General features: G+C 69.4%; 22 protein-coding genes. 10 read left to right on the top strand and 12 right to left on the bottom strand.

The window, feature by feature from the left end:
- Window positions 1-60 precede the first annotated feature (60 nt).
- Complete coding sequence (locus AC3A6B_RS18580; RefSeq protein ID WP_487838141.1) at window positions 61-981, bottom strand: LysR family transcriptional regulator; 921 nt, start codon at window positions 979-981, stop codon at window positions 61-63.
- A gap of 172 nt (window positions 982-1153) precedes the next feature.
- On the opposite strand from AC3A6B_RS18580, the gene AC3A6B_RS18575 reads away from it, so the two are divergent.
- The 4 genes from AC3A6B_RS18575 (at window position 1154) to AC3A6B_RS18560 (ending at window position 6056) form a co-directional block, all read left to right on the top strand.
- On the top strand, window positions 1154-2350 hold the full coding sequence (locus AC3A6B_RS18575; RefSeq protein WP_487838140.1) for an acyl-CoA dehydrogenase: 1197 nt from the start codon (window positions 1154-1156) through the stop codon (window positions 2348-2350).
- 1 nt (window position 2351) lies between these two features.
- Complete coding sequence (locus tag AC3A6B_RS18570; protein WP_487838139.1) at window positions 2352-3584, top strand: CaiB/BaiF CoA transferase family protein; 1233 nt, start codon at window positions 2352-2354, stop codon at window positions 3582-3584.
- A 7-nt stretch (window positions 3585-3591) separates the two neighbouring features.
- Window positions 3592-4848 carry an MgtC/SapB family protein gene (locus tag AC3A6B_RS18565; protein ID WP_487838138.1) on the top strand — a complete coding sequence of 419 codons (1257 nt, stop codon included), beginning with the start codon at window positions 3592-3594 and terminating at the stop codon, window positions 4846-4848.
- 86 nt (window positions 4849-4934) lie between these two features.
- Entirely contained in the window at window positions 4935-6056 is a 1122-nt protein-coding gene (locus AC3A6B_RS18560) for a Fic family protein (RefSeq protein WP_487838137.1), read from the top strand.
- 9 nt (window positions 6057-6065) lie between these two features.
- On the opposite strand, the gene AC3A6B_RS18555 is transcribed toward AC3A6B_RS18560, so the two are convergent.
- The 8 genes from AC3A6B_RS18555 to AC3A6B_RS18520 are packed head-to-tail and all read right to left on the bottom strand — an operon-like array spanning window position 6066 to window position 13494.
- Window positions 6066-6530, bottom strand: a complete 465-nt coding sequence (locus AC3A6B_RS18555; protein WP_487838136.1) for a CopD family protein — start codon at window positions 6528-6530, stop codon at window positions 6066-6068.
- 22 nt (window positions 6531-6552) lie between these two features.
- A complete protein-coding gene (locus AC3A6B_RS18550; protein ID WP_487838135.1) occupies window positions 6553-8550 on the bottom strand; it encodes an amidohydrolase in 1998 nt (665 codons plus the stop codon).
- Between the two features lie 5 nt (window positions 8551-8555).
- Window positions 8556-9542, bottom strand: coding sequence for a tripartite tricarboxylate transporter substrate binding protein (locus AC3A6B_RS18545; RefSeq protein ID WP_487838134.1), 987 nt, complete (start codon window positions 9540-9542; stop codon window positions 8556-8558).
- A gap of 43 nt (window positions 9543-9585) precedes the next feature.
- Window positions 9586-9945 carry a cupin domain-containing protein gene (locus tag AC3A6B_RS18540; protein ID WP_487838133.1) on the bottom strand — a complete coding sequence of 120 codons (360 nt, stop codon included), beginning with the start codon at window positions 9943-9945 and terminating at the stop codon, window positions 9586-9588.
- 13 nt (window positions 9946-9958) lie between these two features.
- The gene (locus AC3A6B_RS18535) at window positions 9959-10957 is read right to left on the bottom strand and encodes a quinone oxidoreductase family protein (protein ID WP_487838132.1); all 999 of its coding nucleotides are present in this window, start codon (window positions 10955-10957) and stop codon (window positions 9959-9961) included.
- Between the two features lie 3 nt (window positions 10958-10960).
- Window positions 10961-11845, bottom strand: a complete 885-nt coding sequence (locus AC3A6B_RS18530) for a beta-keto acid cleavage family enzyme (RefSeq protein ID WP_487838131.1) — start codon at window positions 11843-11845, stop codon at window positions 10961-10963.
- Complete coding sequence (locus AC3A6B_RS18525; protein WP_487838130.1) at window positions 11842-12606, bottom strand: SDR family NAD(P)-dependent oxidoreductase; 765 nt, start codon at window positions 12604-12606, stop codon at window positions 11842-11844. Before AC3A6B_RS18525 ends, AC3A6B_RS18530 begins: the two co-directional genes overlap by 4 nt.
- Window positions 12607-12627: 21 nt before the next feature.
- Window positions 12628-13494 carry a dioxygenase family protein gene (locus tag AC3A6B_RS18520; protein WP_487838129.1) on the bottom strand — a complete coding sequence of 289 codons (867 nt, stop codon included), beginning with the start codon at window positions 13492-13494 and terminating at the stop codon, window positions 12628-12630.
- 132 nt (window positions 13495-13626) lie between these two features.
- Between AC3A6B_RS18520 and AC3A6B_RS18515 the strand changes: the two genes are divergently transcribed.
- Window positions 13627-14655, top strand: coding sequence for a LacI family DNA-binding transcriptional regulator (locus AC3A6B_RS18515; RefSeq protein ID WP_487838128.1), 1029 nt, complete (start codon window positions 13627-13629; stop codon window positions 14653-14655).
- A 31-nt stretch (window positions 14656-14686) separates the two neighbouring features.
- Here the strand turns inward: AC3A6B_RS18515 and AC3A6B_RS18510 are convergent, their stop codons facing one another.
- The 3 genes from AC3A6B_RS18510 to AC3A6B_RS18500 are packed head-to-tail and all read right to left on the bottom strand — an operon-like array spanning window position 14687 to window position 17986.
- Window positions 14687-17080 (bottom strand): ATP-binding cassette domain-containing protein, encoded by a 2394-nt coding sequence (locus tag AC3A6B_RS18510; protein ID WP_487838127.1) that lies wholly within the window; start codon window positions 17078-17080, stop codon window positions 14687-14689.
- Window positions 17077-17502, bottom strand: coding sequence for a VOC family protein (locus AC3A6B_RS18505; RefSeq protein WP_487838126.1), 426 nt, complete (start codon window positions 17500-17502; stop codon window positions 17077-17079). The genes AC3A6B_RS18510 and AC3A6B_RS18505 overlap by 4 nt, the downstream gene beginning before the upstream one ends.
- A gap of 34 nt (window positions 17503-17536) precedes the next feature.
- Complete coding sequence (locus AC3A6B_RS18500; RefSeq protein WP_487838125.1) at window positions 17537-17986, bottom strand: helix-turn-helix transcriptional regulator; 450 nt, start codon at window positions 17984-17986, stop codon at window positions 17537-17539.
- 80 nt (window positions 17987-18066) lie between these two features.
- On the opposite strand from AC3A6B_RS18500, the gene AC3A6B_RS18495 reads away from it, so the two are divergent.
- The 5 genes from AC3A6B_RS18495 (at window position 18067) to AC3A6B_RS18475 (ending at window position 22859) form a co-directional block, all read left to right on the top strand.
- Entirely contained in the window at window positions 18067-18972 is a 906-nt protein-coding gene (locus tag AC3A6B_RS18495) for a LysR family transcriptional regulator (protein ID WP_093104436.1), read from the top strand.
- A gap of 96 nt (window positions 18973-19068) precedes the next feature.
- Window positions 19069-19896 (top strand): putative hydro-lyase, encoded by an 828-nt coding sequence (locus AC3A6B_RS18490; RefSeq protein WP_487838124.1) that lies wholly within the window; start codon window positions 19069-19071, stop codon window positions 19894-19896.
- Between the two features lie 26 nt (window positions 19897-19922).
- The gene (locus AC3A6B_RS18485) at window positions 19923-20888 is read left to right on the top strand and encodes a TRAP transporter substrate-binding protein (RefSeq protein ID WP_487838123.1); all 966 of its coding nucleotides are present in this window, start codon (window positions 19923-19925) and stop codon (window positions 20886-20888) included.
- 111 nt (window positions 20889-20999) lie between these two features.
- Complete coding sequence (locus AC3A6B_RS18480; RefSeq protein ID WP_487838176.1) at window positions 21000-21533, top strand: TRAP transporter small permease subunit; 534 nt, start codon at window positions 21000-21002, stop codon at window positions 21531-21533.
- 15 nt (window positions 21534-21548) lie between these two features.
- Entirely contained in the window at window positions 21549-22859 is a 1311-nt protein-coding gene (locus AC3A6B_RS18475) for a TRAP transporter large permease (protein ID WP_487838122.1), read from the top strand.
- Window positions 22860-22878 lie beyond the last annotated feature (19 nt).

Below are 22878 nucleotides of genomic sequence, written 5' to 3'. Positions count from 1 at the left end.
CGTCTCCATCCTTGACCGGGAATCCGGGAGTTGGAAGACGATTTTGTTCCTAATCGCTCTTCATGTGGTAGCCCCGACTGGGCCGGCTACGCACTGCTTGATCAGCCACTGGCGAAAGAGTCCGAGCGCGGGCCGTTCGTCATGGGTCGCGGGCGTCACCAGGAAGTAGCCGCGCTCCGCGCGCAGCGGCCGGTTGCAGGCCACGACCAACTCGCCGCGCGCCAGCTCGGGCTCGATCAGCATGCGCGGCATCAGCGCCATGCCGAGGCCGTGCGCGGCAGCGATCGCCAGCATCGAGAACAGCTCGTAGCGCGGGCCGCTGCGGGCGCGCGGCGCATCCACCCCTTGCGCGTCGAACCACTGGTGCCAGCCGTCGGGCCGGGTGCTCTGCTGCAGCAGCGGCAGCCGGGCGACCGCGGCCGGCGAGAGCTGCTTGCGCGGCGCGATCAGCGCCGGACTGCACACCGGCACCACGTCCTCGTGCAGCAAGAGAGTCGATTGCGTGCCGGCCCAGTTGGCAGTCTGCGCGCTGGTGCCCGCGTAGAGAGCGGCATCGAAGGGGGTGTCGTTGAAAAGAAAAGGGCGGGTGCGCGTCTCGATGTGCACCGTGATGTCGGGATGCACGGCGGCGAAGCGGGGCAGCCGCGGGATCAGCCAGCGCGTGGCGAAGGTCGGCACCGCCGCCAGCTGGAGCGAGCCGCCCAGGCCCTGGCGCGCCATCGCGTCGAGCGTGTCGCGCTCCATGGTGTCGAGCTGGCGCGCGATCTGGCGCGCGTAGTCGGCGCCGCCCGACGTCAGGGCGACGCCGTGGCGCGTGCGGCGGAACAGCGCCATGCCGAGGAAGTCTTCCAGCGACGTGATCTGGCGCGACACCGCGCTCTGCGTGAGCGCGAGCTCCTGCGCGGCGCGCGTGTAGCTCTCGTGGCGCGCGGCGGCCTCGAAGCAGATCAGGGCCTGGGTGGAGGGGATCTTTCGACGCATGCTATGCGGGCGCTACATAGTTGAAGCAGGGGCGCTGCCAATGGCAAGACGCTCCGGCATTGTGATACGAAGTGAGCAGAACGCATAACTGGGTGTGGAATCCTCGTTTGCGCTCGCCATGCCGCGCGCTTACGATCGGGTCAACCCCAAGCCCCTATACCGGAGACCGCACATGGCCCACGCCGCCTTTCACTGGGAAGATCCCCTGCTGCTCGATCAGCAGCTCACCGCCGACGAACGCATGGTGCGAGATGCCGCCAATGCCTACTGCCAGGAACGCCTGGCGCCGCGCGTGCTCGACGCCTTCCGCACCGGCGAAACCGATCCCGCCATCTTTCGCGAAATGGGCGCGCTGGGCCTGCTGGGCCCGACGATCCCGGAGCAGTACGGCGGCCCCGGCCTCAACTACGTCTGTTACGGCCTGATCGCGCGCGAGGTCGAGCGCGTCGATTCGGGCTACCGCTCGATGGCCAGCGTGCAGAGCTCGCTGGTGATGGTGCCGATCAACGAATTCGGCACCGAGGCGCAGAAGCAGAAATTCCTGCCCAAGCTCGCCACCGGCGAATGGATCGGCTGCTTCGGCCTGACCGAACCCGACCACGGCTCCGACCCCGGCAGCATGGTCACGCGCGCCAAGAAGGTGGCGGGCGGCTACTCGCTCACCGGCGCCAAGATGTGGATCAGCAACAGCCCGATCGCCGACGTGTTCGTGGTCTGGGCCAAGGAGGTGAGCGAGAGCGGTACGGTCGGCCCGATCCGCGGCTTCGTGCTCGAGAAGGGCGCCAAGGGCCTCTCCGCCCCGACGATCCACGGCAAGGTCGGCCTGCGTGCCAGCATCACCGGCGAGATCGTGATGGACAACGTGTTTTGCCCCGAAGAGAACGCGTTTCCCGAAGTGCAGGGCCTGAAGGGCCCCTTCACCTGCCTCAACAGTGCGCGCTACGGCATCTCCTGGGGCGCGCTCGGCGCCGCCGAAGACTGCTGGCACCGCGCGCGCCAGTACACGCTGGACCGCAAGCAGTTCGGCCGCCCGCTCGCGGCCAACCAGCTGATCCAGAAGAAGCTGGCCGACATGCAGACCGAGATCACGCTGGGCCTGCAAGGCTGCCTGCGACTGGGCCGCATGAAGGACGAGGGCACCGCATCGGTCGAAGTCACTTCGCTGCTCAAGCGCAACTCCTGCGGCAAGGCGCTCGACATCGCCCGGCTGGCGCGCGACATGATGGGCGGCAACGGCATCAGCGACGAGTTCGGCGTGGCGCGGCACCTGGTCAACCTCGAAGTGGTCAATACCTATGAAGGCACCCACGACATCCATGCGCTGATCCTGGGTCGCGCGCAGACCGGCATCGCCGCTTTCGCCAACTGACATGGCCGCCGCAGCACTTGACGGCATCAAGGTTCTCGACCTCTCCCGCGTGCTCGCGGGCCCATGGTGCACCCAGATCCTCGCCGACCTGGGGGCCGACGTCGTCAAGATCGAGCGCCCCGGCGTCGGCGACGACACCCGCACCTGGGGCCCGCCCTTCCTGAAGGACGCGCACGGCCGCGACACCGATCAGGCCACCTACTTCACGGCCTGCAACCGCAACAAGCGCTCGGTCACCATCGACATGGCCTCGCTGGAGGGCCAGGCGCTCTTGAAGAAGATGGCCGCGCAGAGCGACATCGTGGTGGAGAACTTCAAGACCGGCGGTCTCAAGCAGTACGGCCTGGACCACGAAAGCCTGCGCGCGGCCAATCCGCGGCTCATCTACTGCAGCGTGACCGGCTTCGGCCACGACGGCCCGCATGCCTCGCGCGCCGGCTACGACCTGATGATCCAGGCCACCAGCGGCATGATGAGCATCACCGGCCGCCCCGATGACGTGCCCGGCGGCGGCCCGCTGCGCGTGGGTGTGGCGCTCACCGACCTGTTCACCGGCGTCTACGCGTCCAGCGCGATCCTGGCCGCGCTCGAGGTGCGGCATCGCACGGGCGAAGGCCAGCACATCGACATGGCGCTGCTCGACGTCGGCATGGCCATCCTCGCCAACCAGGCCAGCGCCTTCCTCAATACCGGCGTCGCGCCGCAGCGCCAGGGCAACAGCCACCCGAGCCTGGCGCCTTACCAGGACTTCCACACGAAGGACGGCGCGATGCTGCTGGCCATCGGCAACAACGGCCAGTTCGCGCGCTTCTGCGAGGCGGCCGGCCATGCCGACTGGGCCAGCGACCCGCGCTTTGCGACCAACACGCTGCGCGTGCGCCATCGCGAGGTGCTGATCCCGCAGATGGAGGCCGTCACGCGCACGCGCACCACCGCCGAATGGATCGCGCTGCTCGAGGACAAGGCGGTGCCCTGCGGCCCGATCAACGACATCGCGCAGGCCTTCGAGGACGAGCAGGTCAAGGCGCGCGGCCTCGCGGTGTCGATGCCGCGCCAGGCCGGCGACGGCATCGACCACATCGTCGGCGTCGCGAGCCCGCTGCGCCTTCAAAGCACGCCACCTGTGCTGCGGCACGCGCCGCCGGCACTGGGGCAGCACACCGACGAGGTGCTGGCCGAACTGGGCATCGACGAAAGGCAGCGCGCGGCGCTGCGCGAAGCGGGCGTGGTCTAGGGTCGGCGTGAACGGCCCTACGCAGGACGCCATCGTCGGCTTGGCCGTTGCGTTGGGCGCGGGTCTTCTGATCGGCATCGAACGCGAGCGCCGCAAGGGCCGCGGCGCGGACCGGGCGGCCGCGGGCCTGCGCACCTTCGCGCTGGCGTCGGTGGCGGGCGCGCTCGCGCAACTGCTGCCGGTGCGGGGTCTGGTCGTCGTGGGTGCGGCGCTGGTCGGATTGCTCGGTGCGCTCTCGTATTGGAAGAGCCGCTCGCGCGATCCGGGGCTGACGACCGAGGTGGCGCTGTTCGCCACCTATCTGATCGGCGTGCAGTCGGTGCTCTCGCCGGCGCTCGGGGGCGCCTGCGGGGCCGGCCTTGCGCTGCTGCTGGTGGCGCGCACGCGGCTGCATCGTTTCGCAACGCAATGGCTGAGCCAGCAGGAAGTCCATGACGCGATCCTGCTGGCCGCGCTCGCGCTGATCGCGCTGCCGCTGATCCCGTCGCAGCCGATCGCGGCGCTCGGCGGCATCGAGCCGCGGCCGCTCGCGGCACTGGTGCTGCTGATCATGGGCATCCAGGCCGTCGGGCAGCTGGCGCTGCGCTGGCTGGGCGCGCGCGCCGGCTTGCTGGTGTCCGGCCTGTTGTCGGGATTCGTCTCGAGCACCGCGACCGTGGCGTCGTTCGGCAGCAAGGCCCGCGCGCAGCCCGCGCAGACGCCGGTGCTGGCATCGGGCGCCGCGCTGTCGGCGGTGGCGACCTGGGTGCAGGCCCTGCTGATGAGCGTCGCCCTGTCGCCCGCCGCCGCCGCTGCGCTGCTGCCGGCCGCGCTCGCCGGTGCGCTCGGCGCGGCGACGGTCGGCCTGCTGCCGGTCTGGTCGCAGCGATCGGCGGGTGACGCCGAGCAGCCGGAGAGAAAAGGCAGCGCGCTGCGCCCGCGCGAAGCGCTCGCCGTCGCGGCGATGCTGGCCGTGGTCGCCGTGCTGGTGGGCAGCGCGCAGCGCCGCTTCGGCGATGCCGGGCTCGGCGTCAGCGTCGGGCTCGCCGCCCTGGCGGATGCGCATGCGCCCGTGGCGTCCTTGGCCTCGCTGCACGCGGCCGGCGCCTTGCAGGCCGAGCGTTTCGTGCTCGGCGTCTGCCTCGCGGTCAGCGCCAACACGCTGACGCGCTGCACGGTGGCCGCCATCGCCGGCGGCGGCGGCTATGCGCTGCGCGTCTCGGCGGCGCTGCTCATCAGCCTTGCGCTCGCCTGGGCTGCAGCCTGGTGGACCGTGGTTCGCTGAGCCCTGCGGATTGCGGAGCCTATTCGCCGCATATTCTGCGGGGGATTTATGCAGCGTTTGCGGAGAATAGGGCGCACAATCTCCGCATGAAAAGCGGAGAAAGAGAAGCAGGCTATGTCTGGCAGCACCCCAGTTGGCCGCGTCTGCACTACGACCTGTCCCGCCTCGCCGCCCCGCTCGCCGCAGCCCACGGCGCCCAAGGCCGCCTGCTCGGGCGGATGACGGCCATGGGCATGCCGCAGCGCGATGCGACCACCCTGCGGGTGCTGACCGACGACGTGCTCAAGACCAGCGAGATCGAAGGCGAACAGCTCAACCCGGAGACCGTGCGTTCGTCCATCGCGCGCCGGCTGGGCCTGGACATCGGCGCGCTGGCGCCGGCCGACCGGCACGTCGACGGCGTGGTGGAGATGGTGCTCGACGCCACCGGCGCGCATGCCCAGCCCCTGACGCGCGAGCGTCTGTTCGGCTGGCACGCCGCGCTTTTCCCGACCGGCTACAGCGGCCTTTCGCCGATCCGCACCGGCGGGTGGCGCGACGATGCAGCGGGACCGATGCAGGTCGTGTCCAGTCCCGTCGGGCGGCGCAAGCTGCACTTCGAGGCGCCGCCCGCGCAACGGCTGGAGGCGGAGATGGCCCGCTTCCTCGAATGGTTCGAGCTGTCGCGCGGCGGCGACCCGCTGATCCATGCCGGCCTGGCGCACCTGTGGTTCGTCACGCTCCATCCCTTCGATGACGGCAACGGCCGCATCGCGCGTGCCGTGGGCGACATGGCGCTGGCCCGCGCGGAAGGGTCGAGCCAGCGCTTCTACAGCCTCTCCGCCCAGATCCAGCGCGAGCGATCGGACTACTACGGGATGCTGGAGCGGACGCAGAAGGGCGCGATGGACGTCACGTCATGGCTGGCCTGGTTCCTGGGCTGCCTGTTGCGCGCGGTCGAGGGGGCAGAAGCATCGCTGTCCGCCGTGCTGGGCAAGTCGCGCTTCTGGCAGCGCTGGGCCGAGACGCCGCTGAACGAGCGGCAGATCAAGCTCGTCAACCGCCTGCTCGATGGCTTCGAGGACAAGCTGACGAGCAGCAAATGGGCCTCGATCGCGAAGTGTTCGCCCGATACCGCGCTGCGCGACATCAACGAACTCGTTGCGCTCGGCATTCTGAAGAAGTCCGATTCGGGCGGTCGGAGCACCAGTTACGAACTGGGCGCCTAGCGCGGCCCCTCAGAGCGCACGCCCGACGATCGCCAGCGCGAACACCGCCGCGCCGAGCGCCAGGTTGAGTGCGACCAGCTTGCGGATGGTGCCGAGATTCGCCGCAGCCACCGGCCATTCGCGCGCCGCCACCGCGCGCTGCAGCCGAGGGTAGGGCGCAAAGCGGACGTGCAGGAACAAGGCCATCATCACCAGCCCGACGCCGAGCATGGCATGCACGCTCCAGTGCACGCGCGCAAAGCCGCCGGCGAGCATCACCATCCAGAGGCCGCTGGCGAGCAGGACGCCGATGGCGATGGCCACGCCGACGAAGAAGCGCGACAGCGTGTCCGCCATGAAGGGCAGCCGAAGCGACGGCTCGAGCGTGCCCACGGCGGCGGGGCGAACGGCGAAGTGCATCGCGGCCATGCCGCCGACCCAGAAGGCGGCGGCGAGGAGATGCAGGAACAGCAGGATGGCGGGAAGAATGGGCATGGCGAAGGGTAGAGCAAAAAGCTCAGATCGCCGCACACCCGCACTGATAGCGCCACGCGCCCTGGTCGCCGATGATGATCGGCGCCGTTGTGGGGCTGCCGCAGCAGCCTGCACGGTGCGACGCGGTGCTGGCGGCGCGGCGGTGCTGGTAGCCGCCGTAGACATTGACCGGCAGCCAGTCGGGCATCGGCTTGACGACGGCCGGCGCCTGCGCCGCGAAGGGCCCGCTCGCATGCACCACCTCGCCGCCGACCATGGTGAGCACGGCCGTGATGTCCTTGATGTCGTCCTCCCTGACCGCGAAGAAATCGTCGGACAGCATCGCAAAGTCGGCCAGCTTGCCGGGTGCGATCGAGCCCTTGCGGGCGTCCTCGCCGGTCAGTGCCGCGCCTTCGAGCGTCCACATGCGCAGCGCGACCTCGCGGCTCACCAGGTTGCGCTCGGCGTTGAGCCGCGTGTCGCCCAATGTCTTGCCGGTCACCAGCCAATGCAGCGAGACCCAGGGGTTGTAGCTGGTCGCGCGGCTCGCATCGGTGCCGCAGGCCACCGGCAGGCCCATGGCGCGCATGCGGCCGATCGGCGGCGCATCGGCTGCGGCCTCGCGGCCCCAGGTCTGCGCGTACACCTCGCCGTCGAGCGACATGCGGTTCTGGATCGCGATGCGGCCGCCCATCGCGGCCACGCGCTCCATCGAGCGCGGCGACAGGCCTTCGCAATGATCGAGCGCCCAGCGCAGGTTCTTGAGCGGCACCTCGCGGTTCACCTTCTCGAACACGTCGAGGATGCGCGCGGCCGTGCCGTCGTAGCTCGCATGCATGCGGATCGGCCAGCCCTTGCCGGCGAGGTAGGTCGCCACCTCGGCCAGCTTCGATTCCATGATGGCGGGCGCCTGCGCGACGCTCTTGCCGAAGTTGGCCGGATCGGTGGCGGCCCACAGAATGTATTCGCCGGCGCCCACCATGCGCAGGTAGTCGTCGCCCTGACCGGGCGAGACTTTCTGCGACCACAGCTTGTAGTCGTCGATCTCCTGGCCCGGGCGCTGCGCGAACAGGTTGTAGGAGATGCGCAGCGTCATCCGGCGTTCGCTCGCGAGCCGCTGGATGCCGCCGTAGTGCTCGGGGTAGTTCTGTCCGCCGCCGCCCGCATCGACCACGCTGGTCAGGCCCAGCCGGTTCATCTCGCGCATGTAGAGCTCGGTCGATAGCGCCTGGTCCGCATCCGACAGCTTGGGCACGCGCGCGAACAGCGCGACCAGCCCGCCCAGGCTGGTGGTGTTGACCACCAGGCCGGTCGGGTTGCCGGCGGCGTCTTTTTCGAGGGTGCTGCCGAAGGGATTCGGCGTGTCGCGGTTCCAGCCGAGCACGCGCAAGGCCGCGCGATTCAGGAACGCGCGGTCGTAGAGGTTCATGACGAAGCAGGGCACCTCGCCGGTGGCGGCGTTGATCTCGTCCAGCGTCGGCAGCCGCTTCTCGCGGAACTGGTAGGGCGAGAAGCCGCCCACCACCTGCACCCAGTGCGGCGGCTGGGTGCGCAGCGCCTGCTCGCGCAGCATGCGCAGCGCATCGGCGAGCGTCGGCACGCCGTCCCAACGCAGCTCCTGCGTATAGGTGAGCCCGCCGCGGATGAAGTGCGCATGCGAGTCGATGAGGCCCGGCGTGATGCAGCGGCCCCCTGCATCGATGACACGCGTTCGCGGACCGACCCAGCGCGAGATCTCGCGCTCGCTGCCGACGGCGGCGAACCGATCTCCCGCGATGGCGAAGGCCTGGGCGCGCGGTGTCTTCGCGTCCATGGTGGCGACCCGGGCGTTCAGCACCACGGTGTCGGCCGGCGCCGTGGGCGAGGCGGTGGCGCAGCCCGAAAGCCAGAGGCTGGGCAGGCCGCCAGCCGCGGCGCCAAGCAAGGTGCGAAGGAACTGCCGGCGATCCGGTGCCGCAGCGGCGGCGTCTTCGGCGTGCGCGCATTCCGCGTCGCACCAGTGCTGCCAGGCGCGTGACGACGCGCCGCCGAACAAGCTCATGGCCTTCAATCGACCTTGATGCCGGCCGCCTTCACCACCTGCTGCGCCTTCGCGGTCTCGTCGGCGATGAACTTGTCGAACTGGGCCGAGGGCATGGTGAAGGGCTCGGCGCCGAGCTTGTCCAGGCGCTCCTTGAGATCGGGCGCCGCCATGATCTTCGCCACCTCGGCCTGCAGCCGGTCGATCACCGGCTTGGGCGTCCTGGCCGGCGCGAAGAGGCCGACCCAGAACAGGTATTCCGAGCCAGGCACGCCGGCCTCGACCGTGGTGGGCAGCTGCGGCATCACGCCCGAGCGCTTGCCGGTGCCGACCGCCAGCGCCTTGAGCTTGCCGTCTTTCACCAGCGGCAGCGCCGACACCATCGGCGCGAAGAACCAGTCGATGCGCCCGCCCATTACCTCGGTCATCGCCTCCGGCGTGCCGCGGAAAGGCACGTGCTGCGCCTGCACACCGGCGGCCAGGCGGAACACCTCGGCGTTCATGTGCGTGGCCGAGCCGTTGCCGGCCGAGCCGTAGTTGAAGCCGCCCGGCTTGGCCTTGACCTGCGCGACCAGGTCCTTCACATCGGCAAAGCGGTTGGGTGCCACCACCAGCATGTTGGGCAGGCTCGCCATCGGCGTCACGCCCGCGAAGTCCTTCAGCGTGTCGTAGGAAAGGTTGGGATAGATGGACGGATTGACCAGGTGCCCCGCCGAGTGGACCAGCAGCGTGTAGCCGTCGGCCGGCGCCTTCGCCACCTGCGCGGCGCCGAGCGTGCCGCCGGCGCCCGGCTTGTTGTCGATGATCACGCTGGTGCCCAGCGCTGGTCCGAGCCGTTCCGCCACCAGCCGCGCCACGATGTCGGTGCCGCTGCCCGCGGTGAAGGGCACGATCAGCTTGATCGTCTGGCCGCGCGGCCAGTCGCCCTGCGCATGCGCGCCCGTGAAGGCGCAGGCGGCCAGCGCGGCTGCTGCTGCGATCAGTTGGCGGCGGCCGGGTAGGAATGTCGTCATGGCTTTGTCTCCGTTGGAATCGTTGGGGGAAGAGAAGAAAGGCTCAGCCGGCGGGCGGCGCATTCGCCATCACCAGCGCGACCAACACGGGGCGCTTGCTGCGGTTCACGAGCTGCCGCTTCTCGCCCGGCGCGAAGCGGCAGGAGTCGTAGGGGCCCAGCACCTGCTCGTCGCGTTGGCCCTCGAGCTCGGCCACCACGTGCACCTGACCTTCGAGCACGAGGTAGAGCTTCTCGACCGGCGAGCCGTCGAGGCCGGTGTGGCCGCCGGGCAGGATCTGGCTCATGCCCATCCACATCTGCGATGAAGGTCCGGCCTCCTTGCCCTGCAGGCGCAGGCAGCGCATGTCGAAGTGGTTGGGGGCCTCGTAGGGCTGCGCCTGTTCGAAACGTGTGACGTGCATGGCTTGCTTCTCCTCAGGGGCGCAGCACGACGCGGTCGGTGCTGCCGGAGAGCACCAGCCGGTAGGCCTCGGCCGCTTCCTCGAGTGCATAGGCGCGCGCCACGGGAAAGGGCTTCAAGGTGCCGCGCTCGAAGCCCTCGCGCATCGCGTCGAGCTGCGCGGTGGCGGCCACGCAGTCCAGCGCCAGCGAGTCGATGCCCACGTAGGTGTGCATGCCGCGGTAGAAGGCGAAGATGTCGAAGGGCACGGCGCGGTCGTGCGTGGCGATGAAGATCTGTGTCGCACCCTTGGCCATGGCCTTGTTCGCGGCTTCGAAGTAGGCGCTGCCGACGGTGTTGTAGACGATGTCGGCGCCGCGGCCGTTCGTGAGTTCGCGCACGCGCGCGGCGATGTCGACCTCGCGCGCGTCGATCGCGTCGACCGGCCCGCATGCGAAACCTTCGAAGGGCCCGGCCCTGCGCTGCACTGCGATCGCGCGCGCGCCGCCCTGCGCCGCGAGCTGCACGGCGGCCTGCCCGACCTTGCCGTTCGCGCCCAGCACCAGCACCGTCTGGCCCGCCTGCGGCATGCCGCTGCGTCTAAAGCCTTCGTACGCCGTGACGAAGGGCACGCCGACGGCGCCGGCCTCGTCCATCGAGATGCTGCGCGGCCGATCGCGCAAGGCTTCCACCGGCAGCAGCAGAAAGCGCGCATGCGAGCCGTCGCGCGTGATGCCGATGTCGCCGCCCGAGCCGTAGACCTCGCGGCCCACCCATTCGGTCGGGCCAGCGACCACCACGCCCGCGAAGTCGCGCCCCGGCGTGCGCGGCCACACGGCCTGCGGCATCAGCCCCAGGCTGGCCTTCACGTCGCTCGGGTTCACGGCGGCCGCGCCGACGCGCACCACCGCGAAGCCGGGCTTGGCGACGGGCTCGGGCTGGTCTGCGAAGTCGAGCTGCAGCGCGTCGAGATCGGCGGCTTTCTGCTGCACGCGCACGGCGCGCGCCTTCGTCGTGTCGATGAGGGCGCTCATCGCTCAGCGCCCTCCCGAAAGGCCGAGCATCGTGCGCGCCTCGCGCGCACTCGCCACGTCGCCGCCGAGGCTCTGGATGATGTCGCGCGCCTTGGCCACCAGCTGCGCGTTGCTCTTCGCGAGCACGCCCTTCTCCAGATAGATGTTGTCTTCCATGCCGACGCGCACATGCCCGCCTAGCAGCCAGGCCTGCGCCACGATCGGGAACTCCATGCGGCCGATGCCGAAGGCGCTCCAGAAGGCGCCGGCGGGCAGCATGCTGCGCGCGTACATCACGGTCTCGGGTGTGGGCATGAAGCCGTACTTCACGCCCAGCACCAGGGTCCACATTGCAGGCCCTTCGAGCGTGCCGTCGGCGATCAGGTCCAGCGCCATGTGGATGTCGCCGGAGTCGAAGATCTCGAGCTCGGGCTTGACGCCGGCCTCGCGGATCACGCGCGCCATGCGGCGCACGTTCTTCGGCGTGTTGATGACCACGTCGGGGCCGGAGTTCATGGTGTTGAGGTCGAGCGAGCAGACGTCGGGCTTGATCAGCGCGATGTGCTCGACGCGCTTTTCGGGCGGCAGGAGGCTGGTGCCGGGCGCGTAGACCTTGGGGTCGTCTTCGCTCGGAACGAAGCGCCCGCCGGGCCCGGTCGTGAGGTTGATGATGACTTCGCGGTTCTGACGGCGGATGCGGTCCACCACGTCGCGGTAGAGCTCGACCTGCATCGAGGGCTTGCCGCTTTCGGGGTCGCGCACATGGATGTGCACCTGGCCGGCGCCGGCCTCGGCCGCAGCCAGGCACTCGTCGGCGATCTGCGCCGGCGTGATCGGCAGGTGCGGCGTCTGCTCCGGCTTCACCAGGTTGCCGGTGACCGCGCAGGTGATCAGCGTTTTGGTGTTCACAGGTGCCGCCCTCCATCGACCACGATGCGCGTGCCAGTCACGAAGCGCAGCGTGGTGGCCAGCGCCTCGACCGTGGCCGCCACGTCCTCGGGCTTGCCGATGCGGCCGAGCGGCGTGGTGCTCGCCATCTTGGCCTTGAACTCTTCGCCGCGGCCCGGCACGAAGGCGGATTCGACCGCGCCCGGCGACACCGAGACTACGCGCACCTCGGGTGCCAGCGCCTTGGCCAGCGCATCGCCGACCACGTCGAGCCCGGCCTTGGCCGCGACGTAGGCCAGGTTGCTGCCGACGCCGGTGAAGCCGGCGATCGAGGAGATGTTGACGATCAGGCCGTCGCCGCTCGCCTTGAGCAGCGGCGCGAAGGCGCGGATGGTGGCGAAGACGCCGCGGAAGTTGGCGGCCAGCAGCTCGTCGATGAGTTCGTCCGTCAGCGCATCGAGGTCGCCCGCAGGAATCGGTTGCGTGTGGCCGGCGCTGTTGACCAGGATGTCGCAGCGGCCGTAGCTCTTTTGCACGTCGGCCGCGGCCTGCTGCAGGCTGGGCGTGTCGACGATGTCGGCGCGCAGCGCGGCATGGCGCTGGCCTGGCGCGGTGGGCAGGGCGGCCGCGCGTTCGGCCGCGTCGTCGCCCTTGCGGTGCAGCAGCACGCAGCTGGCACCGAGCGCCGCGAGGCGCTGGGCCGTCGCATAGCCGATGGCGCCGAGGCCGCCGGTGATGACGGCCACCGTGCCGTCGAGTCGGGGTGTGGGATCGAAGCTCATGCGGGAGAAGTCCGTGGAAGTTCAGGGAATGGGAGGACGGGGAAACTTCATTTCCCCGGGTTCGAGCACGAAGTCGTACTGGAGCGTGGCCTGCTGTCCGTCGCCCTCGGGCTCGAAGCATCCGATGAGCCTGCGCGTGACCCCGAACACCGGATCGCTCTCGAGGTTCTGGTCGTCGTCGGCGAAGACCTGGCTGATCAGCACCTTGTGGCCGGGCTTGCTCACCATGAAGTGCAGGTGCGCCGGCCGGTTGGGATGGCGCTGCTGCGCGCGCAGCAAGACGCCGCAGGGCCCGTCGGTCGGCACCGGGTAGCCGGCCGGGCGCACCGTGCGGAAGTGGTAGCGGCCTTCGGCGTCGGTCTCGAAGCGGCCGCGCAGGTTCATGTCGTCCTGCTCCGGGTCCTGGTTCTCGTACAGGCCCACCGGCGAGGCCTGCCAGGCATCGACGATGGCACCGGCGAGCGGCCGGCCCTCGGTGTCGCGCACCACCCCGCGCACCTCGAGCGGAACGCCCGGCGTGCTGGAACGCGCGATCGACTCGCCGGGTCTGCACAGCGGCGCATTGGCGCGCCAGAAGGGGCCCAGCAGCGCGGCCGGCGATTCGCCCTGCGGGTCCTGGTTGTTGAGCAGGGCGACCAGCGTCGAGACGCCCAGCAGGTCGGCGGCCAGCACCACCTCGTTCTTTTTCTCGCCGGTGGCGTGGCCGATGCCGACGATGAATTCGAGCGCCTGCTCGAACTCCTCTTCGGTCAGGCGCACTTCCTGGACGAAGGCATGCAGGTGGCGGGTGAGCGCGGCCATCACGGTGCGCAGGCGCTCGTCGGGGGTGCGCGCCATCGCGGCGGTCGCGATCTGGAGCACGGAATCTGGGGTGGTCACGATGTTCATGGGCTGTCTCTTTGCAAACGTTTGCACATTATGGCCATGAATAGAATTTGCGCAAGAACGGGGTTCTGCAGAGCCCCCAATGAAATCAAGGCGATACTCTGGGTTCTCGCCAAGATCAATCGTTTGCAGTAAATGAGCCCCTCACCGTCTTCCCCGGTCACGATCCGCGACGTCGCGCAGGCCGCCGGCGTGCATGTCTCGACCGTGTCGCGCGCGCTCAATCCGGAGAAACGCGCGCTGATCAGCGAAGAGGTGCTGCGCGTGGTGGAAGAGGCGGCGCAGCGCCTGGGCTACCGCCCCAACCGCGCAGCCTCGGCCCTTCGCACCGGCCGCACCCACACCATCGGCGTGCTGGTGCCGGACATCACCAACCCGGTGTTCCCGCCCATCCTGCAGGGCATCGAGGCCAGCGCCGCGGCGCGCGGCTACTTCGTGTTCGTGACCAACGTGATGGACCACGCGCTCGCGCGCCCGGTGGTCGAGCGCATGCTGGCGCAGCAGGTCGACGGGCTGGTGATGGCGATCGCGACGCGCGACGATCCGCTGGTCGACTTCCTCAAGAAGGCCGGCATGCACACCGTGCTGGTGAACCGCGCCGACGAGAGCGGGCGCCTGCCCGCGGTGGTCAGCGACGACCGGCTGGCGATGAAGCTGGCGGTCGATCACCTGGTCGCGGCCGGGCATCGCCGCATCGCGCACCTGGCCGGGCCGCAGAACGTGCCGACCGGCGTCGCGCGCCGGCAGGGCGTGGAACAGGCGCTGCGCGATCGGGGCCTCGAGCTCGCGTGCGTGGCGGAATGCGAAGGCTACAGCCGCGAGGCCGGCCGCAAGGCCATGGCGCAGCTGCTGGCGCAGAACGACCAGCCCGAAGCCGTGGTCTGCTGCAACGACCTGGTGGCGCTGGGCGCCTACGACCTGCTGCGCGTGCAGGGCATCCGCGTGCCGCAGGACATCTCGATCACCGGCCACAACGACATGCCGCTGGTCGACATGGTCGATCCGCCGCTCACCACCATCCGCCTGCCGCACCGCGAGCTCGGCTGGCGCGCGGCCGAGATGCTGTTCGACGAGATCGAGGGCAAGGCGCTGTCGGCGTCCACCGTCGTGCTGCGGCCCGAGCTGGTGGTGCGCGCGTCGACGCGCCAGCGCGTGCCGCGCTGAGGCCTGCGCCGAGCGGGCGCTGGGGCCTCGGTCAGATGCCTACGTAGACCGCGAGGTGCTCGCCGGTGAGGGTGGAGCGGGCTTTGACGAGCTCGGCGGGTGTGCCCTCGAAGACGATTCGGCCGCCGTCGTGGCCCGCGCCGGGGCCGAGATCGATGATCCAGTCGGCATGCGCCATGACCGCCTGGTGGTGCTCGATCACGATGACCGACTTGCCGGCGTCGACGAGCCGGTCGAGCAGGCCGAGCAACTGCCCGACGTCGGCCAGGTGCAGGCCGGTGGTCGGCTCGTCGAGGACGTAGACCCCGCCCTTCTCGGCCATGTGGGTGGCCAGCTTGAGCCGCTGCCGCTCGCCGCCGGACAGCGTGGTGAGCGGCTGGCCGAGGCTGAGGTAGCCCAAGCCCACGTCGGCGAGCCGCACGAGGATGGCGTGCGCGGCCGGCGTGTGCGCCTTGCCTGCGCCGAAGAACTTCTCGGCCTCGGTCACCGACATCGCGAGCACCTCGCTGATGTCGCGGCCGCCGAGCTTGTATTTCAGCACCGAGGCCTCGAAGCGCTTGCCCTCGCAGTCCTCGCAGGGGGTGGCGACGCCGGCCATCGTCGCCAGGTCGGTGTAGATGACGCCGGCCCCGTTGCAGGTGGGGCAGGCGCCCTCGGAGTTGGCGCTGAACAGCGCGGGCTTCACGTCGTTGGCTTTCGCGAACGCCTTGCGGATCGGCTCGAGCAGTCCGGTGTATGTCGCCGGATTGCTCCGCCGGGAGCCGCGGATGGGCGTCTGGTCGACCGACACCACGCCCGCCGAGCTGGGGATCGACCCTTCCACGAGCGAGCTCTTGCCGGAGCCGGCGACGCCGGTGATCACGACCAGCACCCCGAGCGGGATGTCGACGTCGACGTCCTGCAGGTTGTGCGTCGTCGCGCCGCGGATCGGAAGCCGGCCGGTGGGCGTGCGCACCGTCTCTTTCAGGGCGGTCCGGTTGTCGAGATGGCGGCCGGTGGTGGTGCGGCTGGCCCGCAGCCCCTCGACCGTGCCCTCGAAGCAGATGGTGCCGCCCGCCGTGCCTGCGCCGGGTCCGAGGTCGATGACGTGGTCGGCGATCGCGATCGTCTCCGGCTCGTGCTCCACGACGAGCACCGTGTTGCCCTTGTCGCGCAGCTGCAGCAGCAGATCGTTCATCCGCTGGACGTCATGCGGGTGCAGGCCGATGGTGGGCTCGTCGAAGACGTAGGTGACGTCGGTGAGCGAGGAGCCGAGGTGGCGGATCATCTTCGTGCGCTGCGCCTCGCCGCCCGACAACGTGCCCGACGGCCGGTCGAGCGAGAGGTAGCCCAGCCCGATCTCCACGAACGAGTCGAGGGTCCGCAGCAGCACGGCGACCAGCGGCGCGACCGATTTCTCGTCGAGGCCGCGGACCCACCCGGCGAGGTCGCTGATCTGCATCGCACACGCATCGGCGATGTTGATCCCCTTGATCCTGGAGGACCGCGCGGGCTCGGCGAGGCGCGTGCCGCCGCAGTCGGGACAGGTACGGAAGGTCATCGCCCGCTCCACGAAGGCGCGGATGTGCGGCTGCAGCGCGTCGACGTCCTTCGACAGGAAGGACTTCTGGATCTTCGGGATCAGCCCCTCGTACGTCAGGTTGATGCCGTCGACCTTGATCTTGGTCGGCTCCTTGTAGAGGAGATCCTGCAGCTCCCTCTTGGTGAATTTGCGGATCGGCTTGTCCGGGTCGAAGAAGCCGCAGCCGTTGAAGATGCGGCCGTACCAGCCGTCCATGCTGTAGCCGGGGATCGTGAGCGCGCCCTCGTTGAGCGACTTGCTGTCGTCGTACAGCTGGGGCAGGTCGATGTCGTTCACGTTGCCCATGCCCTCGCAGCGCGGGCACATGCCGCCGGTGCGGGTGAAGGTCTGCTTCACGGTCCTGGTCTTGCCCTCGCCGCGTTCGACCGTGATCGCGCCGCTCGCCCGCACCGAGGGGACATTGAAGGAGAACGCGTTGGGCGAGCCGATGTGCGGCTTCCCCAGCCGGCTGAAGAGGATGCGCAGCATCGCGTTGGCGTCGGTGGCGGTGCCGACGGTGGAGCGGGGATTGGCGCCCATCCGTTCCTGGTCGACGATGATCGCGGTGGTCAGCCCGTCGAGCACGTCGACCTCGGGCCGCGCCAGCGTCGGCATGAAGCCCTGTACGAAAGCGCTGTAGGTTTCGTTGATCAGCCGCTGCGACTCGGCGGCGATGGTGCCGAACACCAGCGAGCTCTTGCCCGAGCCGGAGACGCCGGTGAACACCGTCAGCCGGCGCTTCGGGAGCTCGACGCTGACGTCCTTGAGGTTGTTGACGCGCGCGCCGTGCACGCGGATCAGATCGTGGCGGTCGGCAGCGTGCGGCGCAGGCGTGTGCGTGTCCTTCCTCGGCGCCTTGCTCATCGTGTCTTCGCTCGGCCCACTTCGTTGATCCGGATGTGGTTGCCGGCGGGATCCCGGAAGGCACAGTCGCGCACGCCGTACGGCTGGTCGATCGGCTCCTGGATGACCTCGGCGCCGCTGGCCTGCAGGCGCTCGAAGGTGCCGTCGAGGTCGGCGCTGGCCAGGATGATCATCGCGTAGGTGCCCTTGGCCATCATCTCGGCGATGGTGCGGCGCTCGTCGTCGGTGAGCCCCGGCGCAGCGGCCGGTGGTGTCAGGACGATGCAGGTGTCGGGCTGGCCGGCGGGGCCGACCGTGATCCAGCGCATCCCGCCGTACGCGACGTCCTTTCGGACCTCGAAGCCAAGGGTGTCGCGATAGAAGGCCAGCGAGGCGTCCGGATCGTTGTGCGGGAGGAAGCTCGTGTGAATGCTGATGTCCATGGTAGTCAGTCCAGTCAGGTTGATGTCCAGGCGATCAGTCTATGGGCGGGTCGGTGATCGGCGCTTCTCGATTCCTGATCGGCCTGGTGATCTGTTTCGCCACGCACGAGGGAATCCCTGCGGTCTCAGGCCCTCTCTGAGCCCGATAGGTGCTGGGCGGTACACCGACCAGCTCGGTGAAGCGCGTACTGAAGGTGCCCAGCGACGCGCAACCGACCTCGAAGCAGACCTCGGTGACGCTGAGGTCGCCACGACGCAGCAGCGCCATCGCGCGCTCGATGCGCCGCGTCATCAGATAGGCGTATGGCGGCTCGCCGTAGGCGAGCCGGAACTGGCGGCTGAGGTGCCCGGCCGACATGTTCACACCGCGGGCCAGCGCCTCGACGTCCAGCGGCTGCGCGTACTCCCGGTCGATCCGGTCGCGAACGCGGCGCAGCCGCGCGAGGTCGCTCAGGTGCTGCGCTGGGGCGGGTCTGCTGGTCACCGGCGCGATCGTGCCACGGCGCACCGGGGCGCTCAAGCCCGTTGACGTGGACACCTTGCCACGCGGGGGAGAATGGCCCCATGAACCTGCGCTTCGTCGAAGCCTTCCACTGGGCCGTGGCACTCAAGAGCGTGACGCGCGCGGCCGAGAAGCTGCACCTCACGCAATCCGCGCTGTCCAGCCGCATCGCCGCGCTGGAACGCGAGCTCGGCGTGCTGCTGCTCGACCGGCGCGACAAGCAGTTCCGCCTCACGGTGGCCGGCCAGCGCTTCCACCGCCTGGCGCAGCGGCTTTTGGAAATGCAGCAGCAGATCAAGTCGGAGATGGGGTCGGGCACGGTGCGTGCGCAGGTGCTGCGCATCGGCGCGATCGAGTCGGTGGTCCACACCTGGCTGACCGACTGGCTTAAGCACATGCAGGCCACGCATCCGGACTTCGAGCTGGAGCTCACGGTGGAAACCACGCCGGTGCTGGTCGACCAGCTGCAGCGCGGCAAGCAGGACCTGGTATTCGCCGCGCTGCCGGCGAGCGGCGAGGGCGTGAGCACGCATGCGCTGCCCACCATGGAGATGAGCTTCGTCGGGCACCAGGTGCTGCACCCGCGGCGGCTCTACAAGCTGCAGGACCTGTTCGGCTTCGACCTGCTGACCTTCCAGCGCGGCTCGCAGCCGCATGTGGCGCTGCTGGATCTGTTCAGGCGCGCGGGCCTGGAGACGCCGCGCGTGCATGCGATCTCGTCGATCTCGGCGATGGCGCAGCTGGTCGAGGCCGGCTTCGGCATCGCCACCTTGCCCCGGGCCGCGGCCGAGCACCTGGCGCTGCGGCTGCCGCTGCGCGTGCTGAAGTGCGACACCGCGCCGGCGCCGCTGCCGATCCACGCGAGCTACCGCGAAGACCCGACCTCGCACCTGACCGAAGCGGCGCTGGCCTCCGCCTTGCAGTTCGCGTCGCCCAAAACTGGGTCACACAAAAAATCGATGAGCTGAGCAAGAAATTTTGCGTTGGAGTTGGCGCGCGTTAATTTCCACAATGCGTCCCGTCACCGAGCTTTCACACACGAAAGCCTTTTACGAGGATGCACGATGCCCGCAGAACCCACCGCCAATACGAACGCCCCGCCGGCCCTTGATGCCGCCTCCGATGCGCTGAGCGTGCGCCGCGCGGCGCGCAGCGGGGCGCTGGCCACGCACACCAGCGGCCTGGCGCGCGAGTACGTGCAAGGCAACGTGGTGATCCTGCCGGAGGCGCTGGCCGGCGACTTCCTGCGCTACTGCCAGCGCAACCCCAAGCCCTGCCCGCTGCTGGCGGTGTCCGAGCCCGGCGATCCGATGCTGCCGAGCCTGGGTGCCGAGCTCGACATCCGCACCGACGTCCCGGCCTACCGCGTCTGGCGCGAGGGCGAACTGGTCGAGCAGCCCACCGACATCCGCACGCTGTGGCGCGACGACCTCGTGAGCTTCGTGATCGGCTGCTCGTTTTCCTTCGAGCACGCGCTCCTGGCCGATGGCATCCGGCTGCGCCACGTCGACCAGGGCCGCAACGTCGCGATGTACCGCACGAATATCCAGACGGCGCGCGCCGGCGCCTTCCACGGCCCGATGGTGGTGTCGATGCGGCCGCTCAAGGCCGCCGAGGCGATCCGCGCGGTGCAGATCACAGCGCGCATGCCCGAGGTCCATGGCGCCCCGGTGCATCTGGGCGACCCGTCCGCCATCGGCATCGCTGACCTGGCGCACCCCGACTACGGCGACGCGGTCGAGATCCGCGCCGGAGAGATTCCCGTGTTTTGGGCCTGCGGCGTGACCCCGCAGGCGGCCGTCGCACAGGCCAGGCCCGCCTTCTGCATCACCCACGCCCCGGGCGCCATGCTGGTGACCGACCTTCTCAACCGGCAGCTGGGCCGCTGCTGAGCTTCATCACGACAAGGAGACTCCCCATGAAAATTCGCTTCTCTGCCGCCCTCGTGGCTGCGCTGGCCGCCACCGCCGCCACGGCCCAGACCAAATGGGACCTGCCGTCCGGCTACGGCGCCAACACCTACCAGGTGCAGAACCTGCAGCAGTTCGCCGACGACGTGGACAAGGCCACCGCGGGCAAGCTCAAGATTGCGGTGCACCCCAACGCCTCGCTGTTCAAGGCCAACGAGATCAAGCGCGCCGTGCAGTCCGCGCAAACCCCGATCGGCGAGTTCATCCTCTCGAGCGCCGCCAACGAGGCGCCGATGTTCGGGCTCGATTCGGTTCCCTTCCTGGCCACCAGCTATGCCGAAGCCAGGCGCCTGCACGAGGTGTCGCAGCCCTACCTGAGCAAGGCGCTTGCGGCCCAGGGCCTGAAGCTGCTGTACGCCGTGCCGTGGCCGCCGCAGGGCCTGTACTCCATCAAGCCGGTCGCCTCGACCAAGGACTTGAAGGGCACCAAGATGCGCGCCTACAACCCGGCCACCTCGGCCATCGCGCAATCGGTCGGCGCGCAGCCGGTCACGATCCAGCTGGCCGAGCTCAGCGCGGCGCTGGCCACCGGCGGCGTCGACAACTTCCTGACCTCGAGTGCCAGCGGCGTGGACAGCAAGCTCTACGAGCAGGCCAAGTACTTCTACGACGTCAACGCCTGGCTGCCGCGCAACGCGGTGGTGGTGAACCAGAAGGCCTTCGACACGCTCGACAAGGCCACGCAGGAGGCCGTGCTCAAGCAGGCCGCCGCCGCCGAGCAGCGCGGCTGGCGCATCAGCGAGGAAAAGGACGGCGAGTACATCAAGCAGCTGGCCGCCAAGGGCATGAAGATCGACGCCACCAGCGAAGTCCTCAAGCAGGAACTCAAGCTCGTCGGCGCGCGCATGACCGAGGACTGGCTGCGCGTCGCCGGCGCCGATGGCAAGGCCATCGTGGACGCCTACAAGAAGTAAATCCCCCTACCGGAGACATCCATGCAAACACCGGCACCGGGTGCCACGGTGGAGGGAGCAGTGCGCCTGCCTTCCGACATCGGCACCCTTCCTTCGGTCAGCGCTTCCACGCTGCGCCGCCTGCTCGATGGCCTCTTTCTCGGTGCCGGCGTGCTCGGCGCCGGCTGCGTGGCGCTGATCTGCCTGCTGATGGTGGCCCAGAGCCTGGGGCGCCAGTTCGACATCGCCACCGGCGCCATCACCGACGTGGTGGCCTGGCTGTGCGCGGCGGCTGCCTTCCTGACCATGGCGCATGCCTTCAAGCACGGCGACTTCGTGCGCGTGACCCTGCTGCTCGAGAAGCTCGGCCCCGGCGCGCGCCGCGTGCTGGAGCTGCTCTCGCTGGGCATCGCGACGCTGGCCACCGCCTACCTGGCCTGGTGGGCCTGCAGGTTCACCTACGAGAGCTGGGCCTTCAACGAAGTGGCGCAAGGCCTGCTGCCGCTGCCGATCTGGATCCCGCAATCGAGCTTTGCGCTGGGCGCGCTGCTGCTGGTGCTGGCCGTCGTCGACGAATTCGTCATCGTGCTGCGCGGCGGCGTCCCCACCTTCGTGCGACTGGTCGCAGAACGCCATGCGCAGGGCGACTTCTCTTCCGACCTTTGACCTGAGGCCCGAATCATGGACATCCTGATGGTCGGCGGCGTCCTGCTGCTGTTGATGCTGATGCTGCTTTCGGGCGGCGTGTGGATTGCGATGACGCTGGCCATCTGCGGCTGGGTCGGGCAAGCCTTCTTCACCTCGACCCAGCCGGGCCTGAACCTGTTCTCGGCCTTCTGGGAGAGCAACGCGAGCTGGGAGCTCGCCGCGCTGCCGCTCTTCATCTGGATGGGCGAGATCCTGTTCCGCACGAGGCTCAGCGAAGAAATGTTCGAGGGCCTGGCGCCCTGGCTCGGCCGCGTGCCGGGCCGGCTGATGCATACCACCATCCTGGGCTGCGGCATCTTCGGCTCGGTCTCGGGCTCCTCGGCCGCGACCTGCGCCACCATCGCCAAGGTCGCACTGCCCGAGCTCCAGAAGCGCGGCTACGACGAGAAGATGGCGCTCGGTTCGCTGGCCACCGCCGGCACGCTGGGCATCCTGATTCCGCCCTCGATCACCATGGTGGTCTACGCGGTGGCGGCCGACGCCTCGATCATTCGCGTCTTCCTCGCCGGCTTCCTGCCTGGCTTCGTGCTGATGGCGCTGTTCTCGGGCTACATCATGTGGTGGGCGCTGCGCAACCCGATGCGCATGCCGCCGGCCGAGCCCGCGCTCGGCTTCGTCGAGAAGCTGCGCCGCTCGCGCAACCTGATTCCCTGCGGCGCGCTGATCGTGTTCATCTGCTGGGCGCTTGTCGCGGGGTGGGCGACGGCCACCGAATGCGCGGCCTATGGCGTGGTCGGCGCGCTGGCGCTGGCCTTGTGGAGCCGCTCGCTCACCTGGCGCAACTTCGGCGAAGGCCTGATGGGCGCGGCCCGCACCAGCTGCATGATCATGTTCATCCTGGCCGGCGCCGCCTTCCTGACCAAGACCATGGCCTTCACCGGCATCCCGCGCGAGCTGGCGCTGTGGGTCGACGCCATGCACCTGTCGCCCACGGCGCTGATCGCCGCGCTGGTGGTGGTGTACCTGGTGCTCGGCACCGCGCTCGACGGCATCAGCATGATCGTCCTCACGGCGGCGGTGGTGCTGCCGATGGTGCAGAAGGCCGGCTTCGACCTGGTGTGGTTCGGCATCTTCGTCGTGCTCTTGGTCGAGATCGCGGAGGTCACGCCGCCGGTGGGCTTCAACCTGTTCGTGCTGCAGAACATGACCGGCAAGGACAGCAACCTCATCGCCAAGGCCGCGCTGCCCTTCTTCGGCTGCCTGGTGCTGTGCATCGCGCTGATCACCTTGTTCCCGGGCATCGTCACCTGGCTGCCCGATTACGTGATGGGCGTGGCGAAGTAGCGCCTCGCCGTCCACGCCA

The sequence above is a fragment of the Variovorax sp. Soil_C_33 genome, assembly GCF_057656935.1.
The sequence above is the reverse complement of the archived record's forward strand: the minus strand, read 5'-3'. Positions and strand labels throughout refer to the sequence as shown.